This is a genomic window from Aliibacillus thermotolerans (assembly GCF_027853235.1).
Classification (GTDB): Bacteria; Bacillota; Bacilli; order Bacillales; family Marinococcaceae; genus Aliibacillus; species Aliibacillus thermotolerans.
In genome coordinates this window covers 1-15,326 of the sequence record NZ_WKJG01000072.1, presented here as the reverse complement: position 1 = coordinate 15,326, position 15,326 = coordinate 1, and the positions used below count along the sequence as shown (strand labels likewise).

Below are 15,326 nucleotides of genomic sequence, written 5' to 3'. Positions count from 1 at the left end.
GGAGGATTATGCCGAATATTTCCCAACTACCTAGTGAGTTGTCCAACAAAATCGCTGCGGGTGAAGTGGTAGAACGTCCTGCCTCTGTTGTGAAAGAACTGGTGGAAAACGCCATTGACGCCAATGCGACCCGAATCGAAGTTCAAGTAGAAGAGGGTGGACTTGAATGGATGAAAGTTATTGATAACGGAGATGGCATGGATAAAGAAGATGTGGAGTTGGCTTTTTTTCGTCATGCCACGAGCAAAGTGAAAACAGAGCGGGATTTGTTTCAAATAAAAACATTAGGTTTCCGCGGCGAAGCTCTTCCGAGTATAGCCGCCGTTTCCAAATTAGAAATGAAAACGGGAACGAAAAAAGGCGTCGGTACGTTAGTGCGTTATCAAGGCGGGAAAAGAATTGCTTTTACTACCGCGAAAGGAAGACAAGGAACGGAGATCACGGTACGGGAATTATTTTTTAATACTCCCGCTCGTTTAAAATATATGAAATCGATTCATACGGAACTTGGACATGTCAGTGACATCGTCCATCGGCTTGCCTTGGCTCACCCTGATATTTCCTTTCGTTTGGTTCACAACGGGCGGGAACTGTTTTTTAGTAATGGAAATGGTTCTACGTTAGCAGTTTTGTCTTCCATTTACGGACGGAAAACAGCGCAAAAGTTTTTAAGATGGGAGGAAACGTCCACGGATTATACCATTCAAGGTTTTATTGCCAAACCGGAGATTTACCGGGCAAATCGTCAATATATCTCTATCTTCATTAATGGGCGTTATGTTCGTCATTTTGCCATTACAAAAGCAATTGAACAAGCCTATCATACTTTACTTCCTATAGGGAAACATCCGATTGCCGTCCTTTATATTACGATGGATCCGATCTTAGTAGATGTGAATGTTCATCCTTCCAAAATAGAAGTTCGTTTGAGTAAAGAAAAAGAATTAATTGCTATCATTGAAGAAGGTATTCGACAAACCTTGCAACAAGAAAGACTCATCCCTAGCGTGGAAGAACCGAAACGAAAAGAACAACCAAGTGAACAATTTTCCTTTCCGTTGGAGCGGGAAAAAAAAGAGGATTTTATAAATACGTCCATCACGTCTTTTACTGAAAACAAAGATCGCAAAACGTCACCTCCTCCTTCGACAACGACCATCTATGAAACGAATACAGACCTTTCTGTGAATGAAAAGGAGGAAGCAGAGGAAGGAACGATGGAAGAGGAAAAGGTTGAAAAAGATAAAAAAATCCCTCCGTTAGAATATGTAGGTCAATTGCACGGAACATATATTATTGCCCAAACGGATGAAGGAATGTATATGATTGATCAACACGCCGCCCAAGAGAGAATTTTTTACGAGTTTTATCGTGAAAAAATAGGAGAAACGTCTCGTCATGTACAAGATATGCTTGTCCCAATCACGTTGGAATTTAGCCCAAGTGAAGCTCTGATTTACAAACAACATCAAGAGAAACTAGAAGATGTCGGGATTTTTTTAGAGCCTTTTGGGGAACGAACGTATCGAGTACGTTCCCATCCTACTTGGGTTCCGGAAAGAGAAGCGGAAAGTATGATCCGCGAATTACTCGAGCAACTGCTCCGAGAAAAGCGAATTAGTATTCATCAATTAAGGGAAGAAGCAGCGATTTTAATGTCATGTAAACAAGCCATTAAGGCGAATCGATATTTAAGAAAAGATGAAATTGAAGCGTTATTGGACCGCTTACGGGAATGTGAGTCTCCTTATACTTGTCCTCACGGTCGTCCTGTCATCATTCACTTTTCTAAGTATGAAATTGAAAAAATGTTTAAAAGAGTGATGAGTTAAGCATGTCGGGGTTTCACACGTTCGTCACATTTCAAGCCGGAATAGAGCGAAGGTGCATGCTATAATGAGGGCAAAAAGAGACGAGAGGGGAATTATTGATGACACCAGTTGATCTCATCGCTGTGGTCGGCATTGCGCTATTTGTTATTATTGTGAACGTAAGTATGGGCATTGTTTTTCTACGCCAATCACAGTCTGATAATTAAAAGGACAAGCCTAGGACATAACTAGCCAAAAATGAATGGTTCCAAGTACTAAAATTTGCTTGGAACCATTTTTGTATGGTTTTTTCCCTTTTTTTCTATGATTGGGTGATTGTTTCTCTCGTTCATTTTTAACGAAAAACGTGAGAAACACAAATTAGTCTCCAAAAATCCGAACACTTTTTTTCTCGATGTAATAAAAATTGATCTCATCATTTTTTCACAAAAAAAGCGAGCACCTCTCTTCTATTTATGCATTTCAAAGGTTGGAAGTAAGAAAAGAAAATGAAAACGTGGTATACTACCATTGGAAATGAAAGAGGTAGCAAAGGAGTAGCGCAAATGGGGGGAAGAAATAAACCACTCATCGTCGTCATCGTTGGGCCTACAGCGGTAGGAAAATCCGAGATTGGAATAACGCTTGCTCAACAATTTGATGGAGAAATTATTAGTGGCGACTCAATGCAAATTTATCGCGGTCTCGACATCGGTACTGCGAAAGTATCACCAAAAGAACGTCGCATCGTTCCTCATCATTTGATCGATTTGCTCAATCCATCGGAATCGTATTCGGCAGCAGCCTTTAAAGAAGATGCGAAGCGGTTAATCCTAGAATTGACTTCCCGCGGTAAATTGCCATTTATCGTAGGGGGTACCGGTTTTTATATTCGTGGTTTAACGAGAGATTTAGATTTTCATGAAACACCACAAAACCCAACGTATCGGAAACAATTGGAAGCAGAAGCAAAAAAATACGGTCCTCGTTATCTCCACGATCAATTAAAAAAATACGATCCGAAAACAGCGGCAAAAATACATCCAAATAACGTAAAAAAAATGATTCGCACCCTTGAAATTTTTAAAGAGACCAATCATCATAGAGATTTTGAAGCACAACAGGAGAAAGAATCTCCATATGAAGTAGTGATGATTGGTTTAACCATGGTACGAGAAAAATTGTATCAACGAATTAATGAAAGAGTCGATCAGATGGTAGCAAAAGGACTTATTGCAGAAGCTAAAATGTTATACGACAATTATCCCGCAACAGCACAAGCAGCACAAGCCATTGGCTATAAAGAATTTTTCCCTTATTTTCGCGGAGAGATTTCCAAAGAAAAAGCAATTGATACAGTGAAACGAAATTCGCGTCGTTATGCGAAACGCCAGCTGACTTGGTTTCGAAATAAAGAAAATGTGGAATGGTTTGATATCAGTCAAGAGAAACAGAAAAAAATTCAAGAAATGATCCGTAGAATAGAAGGAAAAATAGCATCATCGTCGAACTAGTGAGAAGTATATAGAGAGTTCAGAGGGGGACCAACAAATGAAGCAACCCATTAATATTCAAGATCAATTTCTAAATACGTTGCGAAAAGAAAAAATGCCGGTGACGGTCTTTTTGTTGAATGGTTTTCAACTGCGCGGAATTATTAAAGCGTTTGATAATTTTACCGTCGTGTTAGACAGTGATGGAAAACAACAACTCGTGTATAAACATGCGATCTCCACGTTTGCGCCACAACGAAATATTACGTTTCAATCCGACGAAACGGAGTCGGATTGAGCGAAGAAAAGAAAGCTTCCAAAGGTTGGGAGCTTTCTTTTAAAGTAATATTTTATCGTTGCTTTTCTACATATTCAATGTATTTTGTTAGTGTCAGTTCCGTTTGTAGTCCTAAATATTTCACAAGTTGTTTTGTTGTCCAGCCTTTTTGAAGCGCGCGAATAATAAAGGTATTTCGTAAATGTCTGGCTGTGATTGGTCGCGGGATGTTCGCTCGTTTCCGTTCTTCCCGTATCATTTTTTGAATGGCAATTTCAGTGAGATTTTTAGGTGCATCGTCTTCATAACTCCAACGGTACGTATTTCGTTGAAAATCAAAGGCGACAAATAGAGGATCCGTTGGTTTGTTAGGACGCACTGCTTCTGGAATCATGTCTAAATAGTAAAACAAATCTGTTTTTTGGGATCGTGATAAAACAATTGTTCTTGGATTTCCGGTATGTTCTGGGATATTTATTTCCCCGGTACCACGGTTTATGTCCCCGATTGTAAGGGAAGCAAGCTCTTGTAAGCGAAGTCCGTGTTGCAAAAACAAATGAATGATACATATATTTCGTGGTGCCAGTAAAGGCCTTGCTTTTCTTTGCCGATCGGACAAACCGGCATCTGAACGCAGGGAATCATACAATTGTTTTTCTTCTTTTTTGTGAATAAGTTCCTCCGATCGTAATTCATTCATCACGATTGCATCTAAATCCATCGTTTGGAAAGGATTTTGTTTTAATAATCCACGTGCTTGCAGAAATGCGGTATATTGTTTAAGCACAGTAGCTATTCGTTTCCATGTGCGCACTTCATACTGGCGCTCGTTTTGTAAAAAGGAAAAGTATGCTTCCACATTTTTTCCGTCAAGCGCTTCGTTTGTCATCGCTTCTTTCTCTCCAACGGTGACCCGTAAGTAACGATAGAAATCTTCTAAGTCATACCGGTATCGTTTTACTGTGCTTTCTTTTCGTCCACGGCTTTTTATGTACATGAAAAATTCGTTTACTTCTTTTGGGAGTTCGGTTTGTTTTTCCATGTTATCCTCTCCGGAAAGTGCCTTTGGTTTCTTCTATTATACCAGAATGAATCACCGATTTTCTCCTTTGACGTATTGTATAGTATAGTTAAAAGCCCATTGGTAAGAAATGAGGGAGCGAAATGAAAGTACAAACAAAGCGACCGGAGCAGATTCAAGTGACCATTCATCCGCAACAAGAAAAAAGAAGTAAAGAAGCCGGATCATGGGTGATGCAGCCGGAGCATTATCCGCTTCGGAAAGCTGAGAAAAGTTTGGATAAATTAATCGGAATGAAAAAAATAAAATCATTTGTACGGCAAATTTATGCGTTCGTATATGTGAATCAATGTCGGAAGGAATTATCCCTCCCTGTTTCAGAACAAAATTTACACATGCTGTTTATCGGAAATCCGGGAACAGGGAAAACTACCGTCGCCCGCATTTTGGCGCAAATGTTTCAGGAGATGAACGTGTTGCCGAAAGGGCACTTGATTGAAGCCGAGCGAGCGGATCTTGTCGGGGAATACATCGGGCAAACGGCACAAAAAACGCGGGATCTCATTAAAAAAGCAGCGGGAGGTATTTTATTTATCGATGAAGCGTACTCCCTTTCCCGCGGAGGGGAGAAAGATTTTGGTCGAGAAGCGGTGGATACGTTAGTGAAAGCAATGGAAGACCATAAACATCAATTTATTTTAATTCTCGCGGGATATCCGGAAGAAATGCAGCGATTTTTACGACTAAATCCCGGCTTGCCGTCCCGGTTTCCCCATCGTTTTCATTTCGATGATTTTTCCCCCGCAGAACTTCTCGAAATATTTCTTCGTCAAGCCGATGAATTAGGGTACGTATGTACTCCTACATTAAAAAAAACAATAAAAGAACATTTAGAAGAGTTGAATGAACAGGAAAGAAGAAGTCATAATGGGAGATATGTAAGAAATTTAATGGAACGAATGTTACGAATGCAAGCGCTTCGTTTGCTGGAAGAAAATACGTTAGACGACGAGTCTCTCATGACATTTACTCATGTTGATTTTGAAAAATCAACGCTTTCATAGAATGGAGGGTATCCATGCCGGAACGAGTCATGATTGTCGGATGTTGGGATAAAAAAATAAAAGAAGAACTATTTCAGTCTCGGATGGAAGAGTTGGCATCGCTCGTATATACTTCTGGGGGAGAGGTAGTGGGAACGGTCACGCAATCCCGACCTCATCCAGATGCAAGGACATATATTGGCATAGGAAAGGTGGAAGAAGTAAAACGTGCGATCCACGCGTGTGATGCGGATGCGGTCGTTTTTAACGATGAGTTAACACCTGCTCAAGTGCGCAACTTAGATAAAGAAATAGGGATCAAAGTGATCGATCGCACCCAATTAATTTTAGATATTTTTGCTCAAAGAGCGCAAACAAGAGAAGGGAAAATACAAGTAGAACTAGCACAACTCATGTATTTGTTACCTCGTCTTGCCGGTCAAGGGCAAGTGCTTTCCCGTCTTGGTGGGGGAATTGGAACCCGTGGACCAGGGGAAACAAAATTAGAAACAGACCGTCGTCACATCCAACGACGGATGGATGACTTAAAGCAACAGTTAGCGGATATCGAATCCCATCGCGAAAGTTATCGCAAAGAACGGCGGAAACATCACGTCGTTCAATTTGCCCTCGTTGGGTATACCAATGCCGGAAAGTCAACGATGTTAAATAAATTGTCCGGAAGTGATACGTTTCAAGAAGACTTATTGTTTGCGACACTGGATCCGTTAACGAGACAAATCACTTTGCCTTCCGGGTATCCTGCTTTGGTGACGGACACTGTCGGTTTTATTCAAGACTTACCGACAACCCTGATTGCTGCTTTCCGATCGACACTGGAAGAAGTGAAAGAAGCAGATATTTTGCTACACGTCGTTGATGCTTCTCATCCTGAAGTAAGGGCACAAATGGAAACGGTAGAAGCATTGTTAAAAGAGTTGGAAGTAGATCACCTGCCGGTCATCACTATTTATAATAAAATGGATATGGTGGAAGATCCTCTATTATTACCGACAGATAAAGAACCGTCTCTTCGCATCTCTCTCTTGGAAGAAAAAGATATTTATCGCCTTTTGGAACGAATGGAGCAAGTTTTAAAAGATCAAATGACGTACTACGCTGTCTCCGTTCCGATTGCAGATGGAAAAGCTATCGCTGATATTCAACAGTATACGATGGTCATGCATGAGAAAATGGCTAAGACGACAGAACGATATGAAATAGAAGGCTACGTTCTAAAGGAACATCCCGTTCACGGAACGATTTCAAAATATAAAATGAACAGCTAGAAAGTTGGAATAACATGACGAAACAATCATCTTTACTTACCGCGTGTATTGAGCGGGCAGAGGAAAAAGTGAATCAATGGAAAAAAGTAGTGAAACAAATAGAAGAACATCATCAAGAACGAGTGTTACAAATTTTTCGAGAAGAAGAAGTGGCTTCTTTTCATTTTCAATCGTCCACTGGGTATGGTTACGATGACACCGGTCGAGATACGTTGGATCGAATATATGCAAAAGTATTTGGAACAGAAAGCGCTCTTGTTCGGCAACAATTCGTTTCCGGGACTCATGCGATTACAACTGCCTTATTTGGGGTCATGCGTCCAGGAGATCATTTGTTGTATGTCGGTCTTCCATATGATACGCTCCAAACTGTTATCGGTTTGACTGGGAATGAAAAAGGAACATTGAAAGAGTATGGGATGACGTGCGACATTGCTCCATTAAATCAAGATGGATATCCAGAAGCGGAAGAAATACTTTCGCGAGTAAAAAAAGAAACGAAAGTGATCGCTTTTCAACGTTCGAAAGGATATGCGAAGCGACCATCCCTTGATATTGCGCGCATGGAAACGCTTATCCAAGAGATTAAAGCGTCTTACCCGGATATGATCATATTTGTAGATAACTGTTATGGGGAGTTTGTGGAAGAGAAAGAACCTGGTCACATTGGGGCAGACTTACTTGCCGGCTCTCTCATTAAAAACCCCGGTGGTGGAATCGTGAGAACGGGTGGATATATTGCGGGTAAGGAACAATATATCGAAGAAGTAGCTGCACGCTTTGCCGCACCAGGAATCGGGTTGGAAACCGGGGCGACGATACATATGCTACAGGAAATGTACCAAGGGTTGTTTCTTGCTCCTCACGTCGTACAAGAAGCGCTGTTAGGAGCATATTTTACCGCCTCGTTGGCAGAAGAAGTAGGTCTCACTGCTTTTCCTTCCTCAAACGAAAAAAGAACCGATTTGATTCAATCGATTCATTTTGAAGACGAAAAGCGAATGATTACTTTTGCAGAAGCGATTCAACACGCCTCCCCGGTCGATAGTTACGTGACTCCTGTTGCTTCCGACATGCCTGGATATGACAGCAAAGTGATTATGGCTGCCGGAGCGTTTATCCAAGGGTCAAGTATCGAATTATCTGCAGACGGTCCTCTTCGTCCTCCTTACGCCTTATATATTCAAGGAGGTCTTACATATACCCACGTAAAAATAGCTGTAACTCACGCCATGCAAAGGTTAATAGATGAACAGCTTCTCTCGTTGGAACGAGAATGATACAAACAGCTAAAAACAGATGATCCTTTTTGAAGCTGTCTGATTAGATGCGGTCCTGGTACATGTTAATGTCTCAATAAGTAGTCAGCGATGATGCTTTCGAACGGTTTGATCACGGGAAAATATTAGTGTCTCCATTCCGTTCCAAATAAAAGAAGTGTTGCGACATGCGAGCGACACCAATTGTTTCTCCATTTCTTAACGATGTTATGAAAAAGCACGAGTCCGTTTTGATCCAATCGTTCAAAACGGACTCTTTTATATTTGCTTCAGTTTTTGAGGGGGCACAACCATTTAGTGGATGGTTCGAAACACTCCGATTACCTTCCCTAAAATCGTACAGTTCTCAACGACAATTGGCTCCATTGTTGCGTTTTCTGGTTGAAGACGAATATAATTGTCTTCTTTGTAAAAACGTTTTACCGTCGCTTCATGCTCTTCTGTCATTGCCACGACAATCTCCCCGTTGTTGGCCGTCTGTTGTTGTCTTACAATCACTAAATCCCCATCAAAAATCCCTGCTTCAATCATACTTTCCCCTTCGATCGTTAAGACGAATACTTCCTCATCAGCAATCATACGCTCTGGTAAAGGGATATACTCTTCGATGTTTTCAACTGCGGTAATCGGCTCACCAGCTGTAACTTTTCCGATGACGGGAACGTATTTTGTCTCTTGTTTTACAACGTTTTCTTCTTCTAATTCCAATATTTCAATTGCTCGTGGTTTGGTCGGATCTCTACGAATATACCCTTTACTTTCTAATCGCGATAAATGTCCATGCACCGTGGAGCTAGAGGCCAGTCCGACCGCACTACCAATTTCTCGCACTGACGGAGGATATCCTTTCTGCTTTACTTCCTCTTTAATAAAATCTAAAATTTGTTGCTGTCTTTTTGATAGTTTTGACATCTTGTTACCACCTCCATTGAAACAGTTTATCAATTACCAAGATTATACCATGGGAAACGTATGTACTCAAACATTCGTTCTAAAAATCGTTGACGGGAACAAAGGTTCTTGTTTATAATAAAAACAAAGATCAGAACGTACATTCTGTTTAGGAGGATCACTATGAAACATTTAACGGTAGAAGAATGGTTGATTGTGATATTATTTATTTTGTCGATTGTTTTCATTATGTTTGCATCGAAATGGTCCTTGTCTCAAGGCGATCTTTTTGAAAGAGAGATGGTAAGCTATCAAGGAGGACAATTGGAAGAAGTGATGGAGGTTGAAGAGTGAAAGAACGCTGTATTATTTACGGAAGAGTAAGCACGACGAAAGAGGAACAAAGAACCTCGTTAGAAAGACAAAAGGAAGAATTACTGCATTTGGCGGAAACACGCGGTTTTCAAGTGGAAAAAATCATTCTAGAACAAGCGAGCGGCTATACGGTTGAACGAGAAGGACTATTAGAAATGCTGGAAATATTTGCGGACAAAAAAGCATCCGTTTTGTGTATTCAAGACGATACGAGACTAGGAAGGGGGCATGCGAAAATCGCCCTTCTTCATCAATTAAAAAAAGAAGGAATAGACATTTATACCGTTCGGGACGACGGAGAGTTACAGCTATCAGAAAGCGATCATATGTTGATGGAAATTTTATCAATCGTGGAAGAGTATCAACGAAAAATACATAACTTGAAAATTAAAAGAGGAATGGAGCGAGCGATAGCAAAAGGGTATCGCCCTGAAAAAAACTTATCTCGCCTTCAGGAAGGCGGGCGCAAAAAGAAAGAGGTGCCAATAGAAGAAATCATCCGTTTGCGTCGCAGGGAACTAACCTTTGCGGAAATTGCCGCGACACTCCGCGGTTTTGGTTATGATGTTTCAAAAGCAACGGTACATCGTCGTTATCAAGCGTATGTAAAAGAGAAAGGTGATATCAATACGGAGGAATAGCTACACTTCTTTTGCTAAGTAAGAATAATCAGAAATAATGCTTCTTTTTGCTCATGTTTACACGTTGCATGATGGTATCTTTTTATATTACATTTAAAAAATAAACCTTACATGTTTTGAGGAGGTCAACAATGCTCTCGCAAGAAAAAATTGCTCGCATCAATGAGCTAGCAAAACGGGCTAAAACAACCGGGCTGACAGCGAGTGAAAGAGAAGAACAAAAAGAATTGCGGAATGAATATTTAATGAAGTTCCGTTCTTCTTTTAAAAGCCAATTGGAAAATGTAAAAGTGATTGATCCATTAGGAAATGATGTGACACCAACAAAAAAATAATCGTTGAAAAACGAACCAATTGAAAAGACAGTTGGTTCGTTTTTGTGATATTTTTCATAACTTCTGCCATTTCCGCGTTTCAAAGCATGGATCATTGTTTGTGAAGTATGACGCTTTTTGAAACATACCTACGAAAGTCATCACTATCCCTTGTGCAATTAGGAAAGAACGTATATGATGAAACACGTAGGGTTAAGTTACATATATGTTGATGGAAAGGATGGGGAGCATGGCAGTGGGAACAATCGATGAACTTGCCATAAATACGATCAGGACGCTTTCAATTGATAGCATTGAAAAAGCAAATTCAGGTCATCCTGGTTTGCCGATGGGGGCAGCTCCGATGGCCTATACACTATGGACGAAATGTATGAATCATCATCCGGGCAATCCGGACTGGGTAAATAGAGATCGTTTTGTATTGTCGGCGGGGCACGGTTCTGCCTTATTGTATAGCTTGCTTCATCTCAGTGGATATGACGTATCGATCGATGACTTAAAAAACTTCCGCCAATGGCAAAGTAAAACACCGGGTCATCCGGAAGTTGGCGATACACCAGGAGTAGAAGCAACGACAGGTCCATTGGGACAAGGTCTTGCGATGGCTACTGGAATGGCAATGTCAGAACGGCATCTTGCTGCAACGTACAATAGGGATGATTTCAACATCGTGGACCACTACACTTACGTCTTATGTGGTGACGGCGATTTAATGGAAGGCGTATCAGCGGAAGCAGCGTCTCTTGCTGGTCATTTAAAATTAAACCGGTTGATTGTGTTGTATGATTCCAACGACATTTCGTTAGATGGAGACTTACATCAATCTTTTTCAGAAAATGTGCTAGCGCGTTACGAAGCGTATGGATGGCACACTATTTTTGTGGAAGACGGAAATAATGTGGAAGCGATTGAAGCAGCATTAAAAGAAGCGAAAGCCAGCGATCGTCCAACGTTGATTGAAGTGAAAACGGAAATTGGGTTCGGATCTCCCAATAAAGGTGGTACCAATGCTGCCCACGGCGCACCGTTAGGAAAAGAAGAAATGGAGATTGTCAAAAAGAATTATCAGTGGGAGGCACCGGAAGATTTTTACGTCCCACCAAAAGTGAAAGAACATTTTCACGCAATCAAAGAAGAACAAAGAAAAAAGGAAGAAGCATGGAATGATACATTTCAGCAATACAAAAAAGCCTATCCAGAACTTGCGGAGCAATTTCTGAAAGCAATGAAGGGAGAATTACCGGACAATTGGGACTCCGCCCTTCCAACATATACCGATGAAAAACTAGCGACGAGAGCAGCTTCCGGGGAAGCGTTACAAGCGTTGTCTGCCTCCATTCCCTCGCTATTTGGAGGGTCTGCCGATTTGGCGTCTTCGAACAAAACGCTCATTAAAGAAGAAACAGACTTTCAACGTGATAACTATCAAGGGCGTAACATTTGGTTTGGTGTGCGGGAATTTGCGATGGCAGCCGCTGCCAATGGAATGAAATTACACGGTGGCGTCCATCCTTATGTAGCAACATTTCTCGTTTTCTCTGATTATTTACGTCCGGCATTACGTTTAAGTGCTTTAATGGAAGTGCCTGTCACGTACATTTTTACCCACGACAGTATTGCAGTCGGAGAAGACGGACCGACTCATGAGCCAATTGAACATATTGCTTCTTTACGTGCGATTCCCAATGTACATGTCATACGTCCTGCAGATGGGAATGAAACGGTGGCTGCGTGGAAATTTGCATTGCAAAGTAAGAACACCCCAACTGCCCTTATTTTAACGCGTCAAGGCGTACCGACGCTTCCAGGAACGAAAGAAAAAGCGGAAGAAGGAATGAAAAGAGGAGCCTATATTATTCACGGTGATGTCAAAGCGCCGGATATCGTCCTGTTGGCAACTGGTTCTGAAGTATCCCTTGCTGTGGAAGCAAGCAAACAATTAGAAGCAGAAGGGATCGCTGTAAATGTTGTCAGCATGCCAAATACAGATGTGTTTGACCAACAAGATGATGCTTATAAAGAGACCATTCTTCCGAAAAATACTCCAGTGCTAGCAATGGAAATGGGAGCGACGCAACCTTGGTATAAATATGTCGGACCAAACGGGAAAGTGCTTGGCATTGATCGTTTTGGTGCTTCAGCGCCGGGAGATCAAGTCGTTAAAGAATATGGATTTACGGTGGAGAATGTCATTTCGCACGTACAAGCATTGTTGAAAAAATAAAGATGAAAAGCAGACGAAGAGAAAGTCCTCTTTGTCTGCTTTTTGTATCTTATTGACGTAATTCTTTTTCAATGTTTGACTCTAAAGTATGAGGTTTTACTTGTGGGGCAAAACGGTCAACGACTTTTCCTTCCCGATTAATGAGAAATTTGGTAAAATTCCATTTGATTTTGTCCGATAAAATGCCACTCGTTTCCTTTGTTAAATATTTGTATAGAGGATGAGCATTTTCACCGTTTACATCAATTTTTGCAAACATTGGGAAAGTGACACCGTAATTCATTTTACAAAATGATTCGATTTCTTCGTTCGTTCCCGGATCTTGGTTACCAAACTGATTACATGGAAAACCTAATACGACAAAGCCTTCGTTGCGATATTTTTCGTACAGTTGTTGTAGTTCTTCAAATTGGGGTGTAAATCCACATTTACTAGCTGTATTAACGATGAGTAGTACTTGTCCTTCATAATTTTTTAAAGATTTTTCTTCTCCATGGATGGTAGTGACCGTGTAATCATAGATACTCATGAATTCATCCCTCCCTTCCGTCCATTCTATCAAATTCAATCTATGAATGAAATTTTTCTCTTAAGTTTTAAAGACAGCTTATCTGGGTATCAATCATTTTGAGCAATTGTTTTTGGGAAAACCAACCATTCGACAAAACAAGTTATTATTATTTTCAGAAAATGACACTCCTTTTATTTCACTTTCGTTAAAATAGAGGAAAGTACGGAAAGGAGAGAAAAACGTGACAGAATATCAATTTGTCATTATCTCGGAGGATGTGGCTTTTCAATACTATCAATCAGAAGATAAATTATATCGTTTATTCAAAGATTATCAAGAGTCTTATGATTGGGCGAAACCGTTATTAAACAAACAAATTCAATATATTACGAAAAACGACTGGCATACAGGATGGACGATACCAAAACGGGGTCAACTACAAGCAATCGGATTTTATGAAGAAGAAATAAGTAGCGGATACAAATATTATTCGAAACATTCAGATAGCACACTTTATGTCCATTCTCATTGTGCCATCTATCAACATGCGGGAGAGAAAAAAGAAGAATGGCAAGTATTTGATGCGATCGGAAAGGTTTCCCCGTATGTATTCGCTGTTTGCTTAGAAAAAGAAAAATATGGTTGGTTGAAACCTTTAAAAGTATTTTCTGTTTTGTAAAAACAAAATGTCTCTCCTCCTCTTTCCATCAATAGTCGGATACGTTATAATTGTATGGGTCATGCGTATCTATCATGAATATTTATTTTATTTTTATGGAATGGTAAGGAGGACATTACAACCATGGACTGGTTTTGGTTTGTACTCGTAGGCTTCATCTGTTTAGTTGTAGGAGCTTTACTCGGTTTTTTTATTGCGAGAAAAACGATGATGAATTATTTGAAAAAAAATCCACCAATTGATGAGCAAATGTTGCGTGTGATGTTGATGCAAATGGGACAAAATCCGTCTCAGAAAAAAATTAATCAAATGATGAAAGCGATGCAAAAGCAACAAAATAAAAAATAAAGAAAAAGGCTGATCCTCAATGTTAGGAGACAGCCTTTTTACTTAGAAAATAAATGTTCGTATGGACGCATATCGATTTCTTTTTCTTTCAGTTTCTTCCGCAAAAATTTATGATCTCGCTTCGGTGTTGCAATAATATATCCTCGAATTAATAAGTCTTCACTAATATGATCGGCATTCTCTTTGAGGGCTAATTCGCCAATTTTTCCTGCAATTTTATTCCGAGCCACGTCTCGAAACAATTCTGGAACAGGTTCGACGAGTTCTTCTAACAAATCTTTTTTATCTTGTGACCATAAATGAAGTGTTTTCCTTATGTAATAGTCTTGCCAATCGAGCGTTGATTTTCCGTCTTCTTTCGGCATGCTTTTTAGAAACTTACGAAACATGAAAAATCCACCGATAAACATCACAACGACGAGAAAGACAGACCAAAAAACGATAAACCACATGAACCAATCAGATGGCATTGCTTTCACCTCTTATACCCCTCTTGTTTCCTATCATATCATAGAAATTTCATCGGTTGAAGAATAGTGAATGGATCTCATTTTTGATATAATGACTAGGGAGAAAGGAGAAGTGAAGGTGTGAATTGGACATTCATTCTCAGTTTAGCGATTCATTGGTTCATGGCGATTGCTTTTTTTATGCTCATTCCTTTTCCGTTTTTCATTGCGGGAATTAAGGGAGAGAGTGCGATATACATAAAAAAACTTTACCGACCAATTATGTTGTTTGCACATATTGCGCTGATTGGAACGATCGTGACGGGGATCGTATTAGTAGAGGAGTGGCTCTCTTTATGGACGGTTGTCGTCGTCCTCCTTTGGGGAATCATTGCTACTTTTTTAGGTCTCACTGCGAAATCGCTTCGCCAGTCGCTAGCGTCGGGGGAAGATGATCCGCGCATTTTATTTCGTTCCTCGATGTTAAGCGTTGCTAGTTTTATTATGTTTATCATTAAGTTTTTTGATTGGTTTTAACTTTACAGCCAAGAAGTCTCTCACTTCTAAACGTGAAGGTGCTTTTAGCACCAGTGAAAGTGGGAGATGAATTGGCTTCGGACAAGGACAGGCTTTGCCTGTTCAATTGTCCGACATTTTGA

The 15,326-nt window shown here is 40.3% G+C and carries 17 protein-coding genes; 13 read left to right on the top strand and 4 right to left on the bottom strand.

From position 1 onward, the window contains the following. Window positions 1–8 precede the first annotated feature (8 nt). From mutL to hfq, 3 genes are all read left to right on the top strand, one after another. Window positions 9–1,832 (top strand): DNA mismatch repair endonuclease MutL, encoded by a 1,824-nt coding sequence (gene mutL / locus GJS40_RS11125; RefSeq protein ID WP_270897929.1) that lies wholly within the window; start codon window positions 9–11, stop codon window positions 1,830–1,832. A 488-nt stretch (window positions 1,833–2,320) separates the two neighbouring features. Continuing rightward, entirely contained in the window at window positions 2,321–3,325 is a 1,005-nt protein-coding gene (miaA, locus tag GJS40_RS11120; RefSeq protein ID WP_270897928.1) for a tRNA (adenosine(37)-N6)-dimethylallyltransferase MiaA, read from the top strand. A 37-nt stretch (window positions 3,326–3,362) separates the two neighbouring features. Next, window positions 3,363–3,602: an RNA chaperone Hfq gene (gene hfq, locus GJS40_RS11115; RefSeq protein WP_270897927.1), complete on the top strand. Its 240-nt coding sequence runs from the start codon at window positions 3,363–3,365 to the stop codon at window positions 3,600–3,602. A 52-nt stretch (window positions 3,603–3,654) separates the two neighbouring features. On the opposite strand, the gene GJS40_RS11110 is transcribed toward hfq, so the two are convergent. Beyond that, window positions 3,655–4,623, bottom strand: a complete 969-nt coding sequence (locus GJS40_RS11110; protein ID WP_270897926.1) for a tyrosine-type recombinase/integrase — start codon at window positions 4,621–4,623, stop codon at window positions 3,655–3,657. 122 nt (window positions 4,624–4,745) lie between these two features. On the opposite strand from GJS40_RS11110, the gene GJS40_RS11105 reads away from it, so the two are divergent. Genes GJS40_RS11105 through GJS40_RS11095 form a run of 3 tightly spaced genes read left to right on the top strand, consistent with a single transcriptional unit; the run spans window position 4,746 to window position 8,214 of the window. Next, window positions 4,746–5,666, top strand: a complete 921-nt coding sequence (locus GJS40_RS11105) for an AAA family ATPase (RefSeq protein ID WP_270897925.1) — start codon at window positions 4,746–4,748, stop codon at window positions 5,664–5,666. A gap of 14 nt (window positions 5,667–5,680) precedes the next feature. Next, a complete protein-coding gene (gene hflX / locus GJS40_RS11100) occupies window positions 5,681–6,934 on the top strand; it encodes a GTPase HflX (RefSeq protein WP_270897924.1) in 1,254 nt (417 codons plus the stop codon). 14 nt (window positions 6,935–6,948) lie between these two features. Then, the gene (locus GJS40_RS11095; RefSeq protein WP_270897923.1) at window positions 6,949–8,214 is read left to right on the top strand and encodes a methionine gamma-lyase family protein; all 1,266 of its coding nucleotides are present in this window, start codon (window positions 6,949–6,951) and stop codon (window positions 8,212–8,214) included. A 294-nt stretch (window positions 8,215–8,508) separates the two neighbouring features. Here GJS40_RS11095 and lexA read toward each other — a convergent pair whose 3' ends face one another. Next, window positions 8,509–9,126, bottom strand: a complete 618-nt coding sequence (lexA, locus tag GJS40_RS11090) for a transcriptional repressor LexA (RefSeq protein WP_270897922.1) — start codon at window positions 9,124–9,126, stop codon at window positions 8,509–8,511. A gap of 162 nt (window positions 9,127–9,288) precedes the next feature. Between lexA and GJS40_RS11085 the strand changes: the two genes are divergently transcribed. From GJS40_RS11085 to tkt, 4 genes are all read left to right on the top strand, one after another. Then, window positions 9,289–9,459 carry a hypothetical protein gene (locus tag GJS40_RS11085; protein ID WP_270897921.1) on the top strand — a complete coding sequence of 57 codons (171 nt, stop codon included), beginning with the start codon at window positions 9,289–9,291 and terminating at the stop codon, window positions 9,457–9,459. After that, a complete protein-coding gene (locus GJS40_RS11080; RefSeq protein ID WP_270897920.1) occupies window positions 9,456–10,121 on the top strand; it encodes a YneB family resolvase-like protein in 666 nt (221 codons plus the stop codon). Before GJS40_RS11085 ends, GJS40_RS11080 begins: the two co-directional genes overlap by 4 nt. Window positions 10,122–10,252: 131 nt before the next feature. Further along, window positions 10,253–10,456, top strand: a complete 204-nt coding sequence (locus GJS40_RS11075; RefSeq protein WP_270897919.1) for a DUF896 domain-containing protein — start codon at window positions 10,253–10,255, stop codon at window positions 10,454–10,456. 229 nt (window positions 10,457–10,685) lie between these two features. Continuing rightward, on the top strand, window positions 10,686–12,680 hold the full coding sequence (gene tkt / locus GJS40_RS11070) for a transketolase (protein WP_270897918.1): 1,995 nt from the start codon (window positions 10,686–10,688) through the stop codon (window positions 12,678–12,680). A gap of 49 nt (window positions 12,681–12,729) precedes the next feature. Here the strand turns inward: tkt and GJS40_RS11065 are convergent, their stop codons facing one another. Continuing rightward, on the bottom strand, window positions 12,730–13,209 hold the full coding sequence (locus GJS40_RS11065; RefSeq protein ID WP_270897917.1) for a glutathione peroxidase: 480 nt from the start codon (window positions 13,207–13,209) through the stop codon (window positions 12,730–12,732). A gap of 223 nt (window positions 13,210–13,432) precedes the next feature. On the opposite strand from GJS40_RS11065, the gene sirA reads away from it, so the two are divergent. Then, complete coding sequence (gene sirA / locus GJS40_RS11060) at window positions 13,433–13,870, top strand: sporulation inhibitor of replication protein SirA (RefSeq protein ID WP_270897916.1); 438 nt, start codon at window positions 13,433–13,435, stop codon at window positions 13,868–13,870. A 123-nt stretch (window positions 13,871–13,993) separates the two neighbouring features. Next, the gene (locus GJS40_RS11055) at window positions 13,994–14,218 is read left to right on the top strand and encodes a YneF family protein (RefSeq protein ID WP_270897915.1); all 225 of its coding nucleotides are present in this window, start codon (window positions 13,994–13,996) and stop codon (window positions 14,216–14,218) included. Between the two features lie 38 nt (window positions 14,219–14,256). Here GJS40_RS11055 and GJS40_RS11050 read toward each other — a convergent pair whose 3' ends face one another. Continuing rightward, window positions 14,257–14,688, bottom strand: coding sequence for a DUF2621 domain-containing protein (locus GJS40_RS11050; RefSeq protein WP_270898063.1), 432 nt, complete (start codon window positions 14,686–14,688; stop codon window positions 14,257–14,259). Between the two features lie 120 nt (window positions 14,689–14,808). Here GJS40_RS11050 and GJS40_RS11045 point away from each other — a divergent pair, with 120 nt between their 5' ends. Further along, window positions 14,809–15,204 (top strand): hypothetical protein, encoded by a 396-nt coding sequence (locus GJS40_RS11045; RefSeq protein WP_270897914.1) that lies wholly within the window; start codon window positions 14,809–14,811, stop codon window positions 15,202–15,204. The last annotated feature ends 122 nt before the right edge of the window (window positions 15,205–15,326 follow it).

Coding starts and splice junctions, on each gene's coding strand:
- lexA (WP_270897922.1), bottom strand. CDS start 9,126: ATGTCAAAACTATCAAAAAGACAGCAACAAATTTTAGATTTTATTAAA.
- GJS40_RS11085 (WP_270897921.1), top strand. CDS start 9,289: ATGAAACATTTAACGGTAGAAGAATGGTTGATTGTGATATTATTTATT.
- GJS40_RS11095 (WP_270897923.1), top strand. CDS start 6,949: ATGACGAAACAATCATCTTTACTTACCGCGTGTATTGAGCGGGCAGAG.
- GJS40_RS11105 (WP_270897925.1), top strand. CDS start 4,746: ATGAAAGTACAAACAAAGCGACCGGAGCAGATTCAAGTGACCATTCAT.
- GJS40_RS11110 (WP_270897926.1), bottom strand. CDS start 4,623: ATGGAAAAACAAACCGAACTCCCAAAAGAAGTAAACGAATTTTTCATG.
- GJS40_RS11050 (WP_270898063.1), bottom strand. CDS start 14,688: ATGCCATCTGATTGGTTCATGTGGTTTATCGTTTTTTGGTCTGTCTTT.
- miaA (WP_270897928.1), top strand. CDS start 2,321: ATGAAAACGTGGTATACTACCATTGGAAATGAAAGAGGTAGCAAAGGA.
- GJS40_RS11055 (WP_270897915.1), top strand. CDS start 13,994: ATGGACTGGTTTTGGTTTGTACTCGTAGGCTTCATCTGTTTAGTTGTA.
- GJS40_RS11075 (WP_270897919.1), top strand. CDS start 10,253: ATGCTCTCGCAAGAAAAAATTGCTCGCATCAATGAGCTAGCAAAACGG.
- mutL (WP_270897929.1), top strand. CDS start 9: ATGCCGAATATTTCCCAACTACCTAGTGAGTTGTCCAACAAAATCGCT.
- tkt (WP_270897918.1), top strand. CDS start 10,686: ATGGCAGTGGGAACAATCGATGAACTTGCCATAAATACGATCAGGACG.
- GJS40_RS11065 (WP_270897917.1), bottom strand. CDS start 13,209: ATGAGTATCTATGATTACACGGTCACTACCATCCATGGAGAAGAAAAA.
- hfq (WP_270897927.1), top strand. CDS start 3,363: ATGAAGCAACCCATTAATATTCAAGATCAATTTCTAAATACGTTGCGA.
- hflX (WP_270897924.1), top strand. CDS start 5,681: ATGCCGGAACGAGTCATGATTGTCGGATGTTGGGATAAAAAAATAAAA.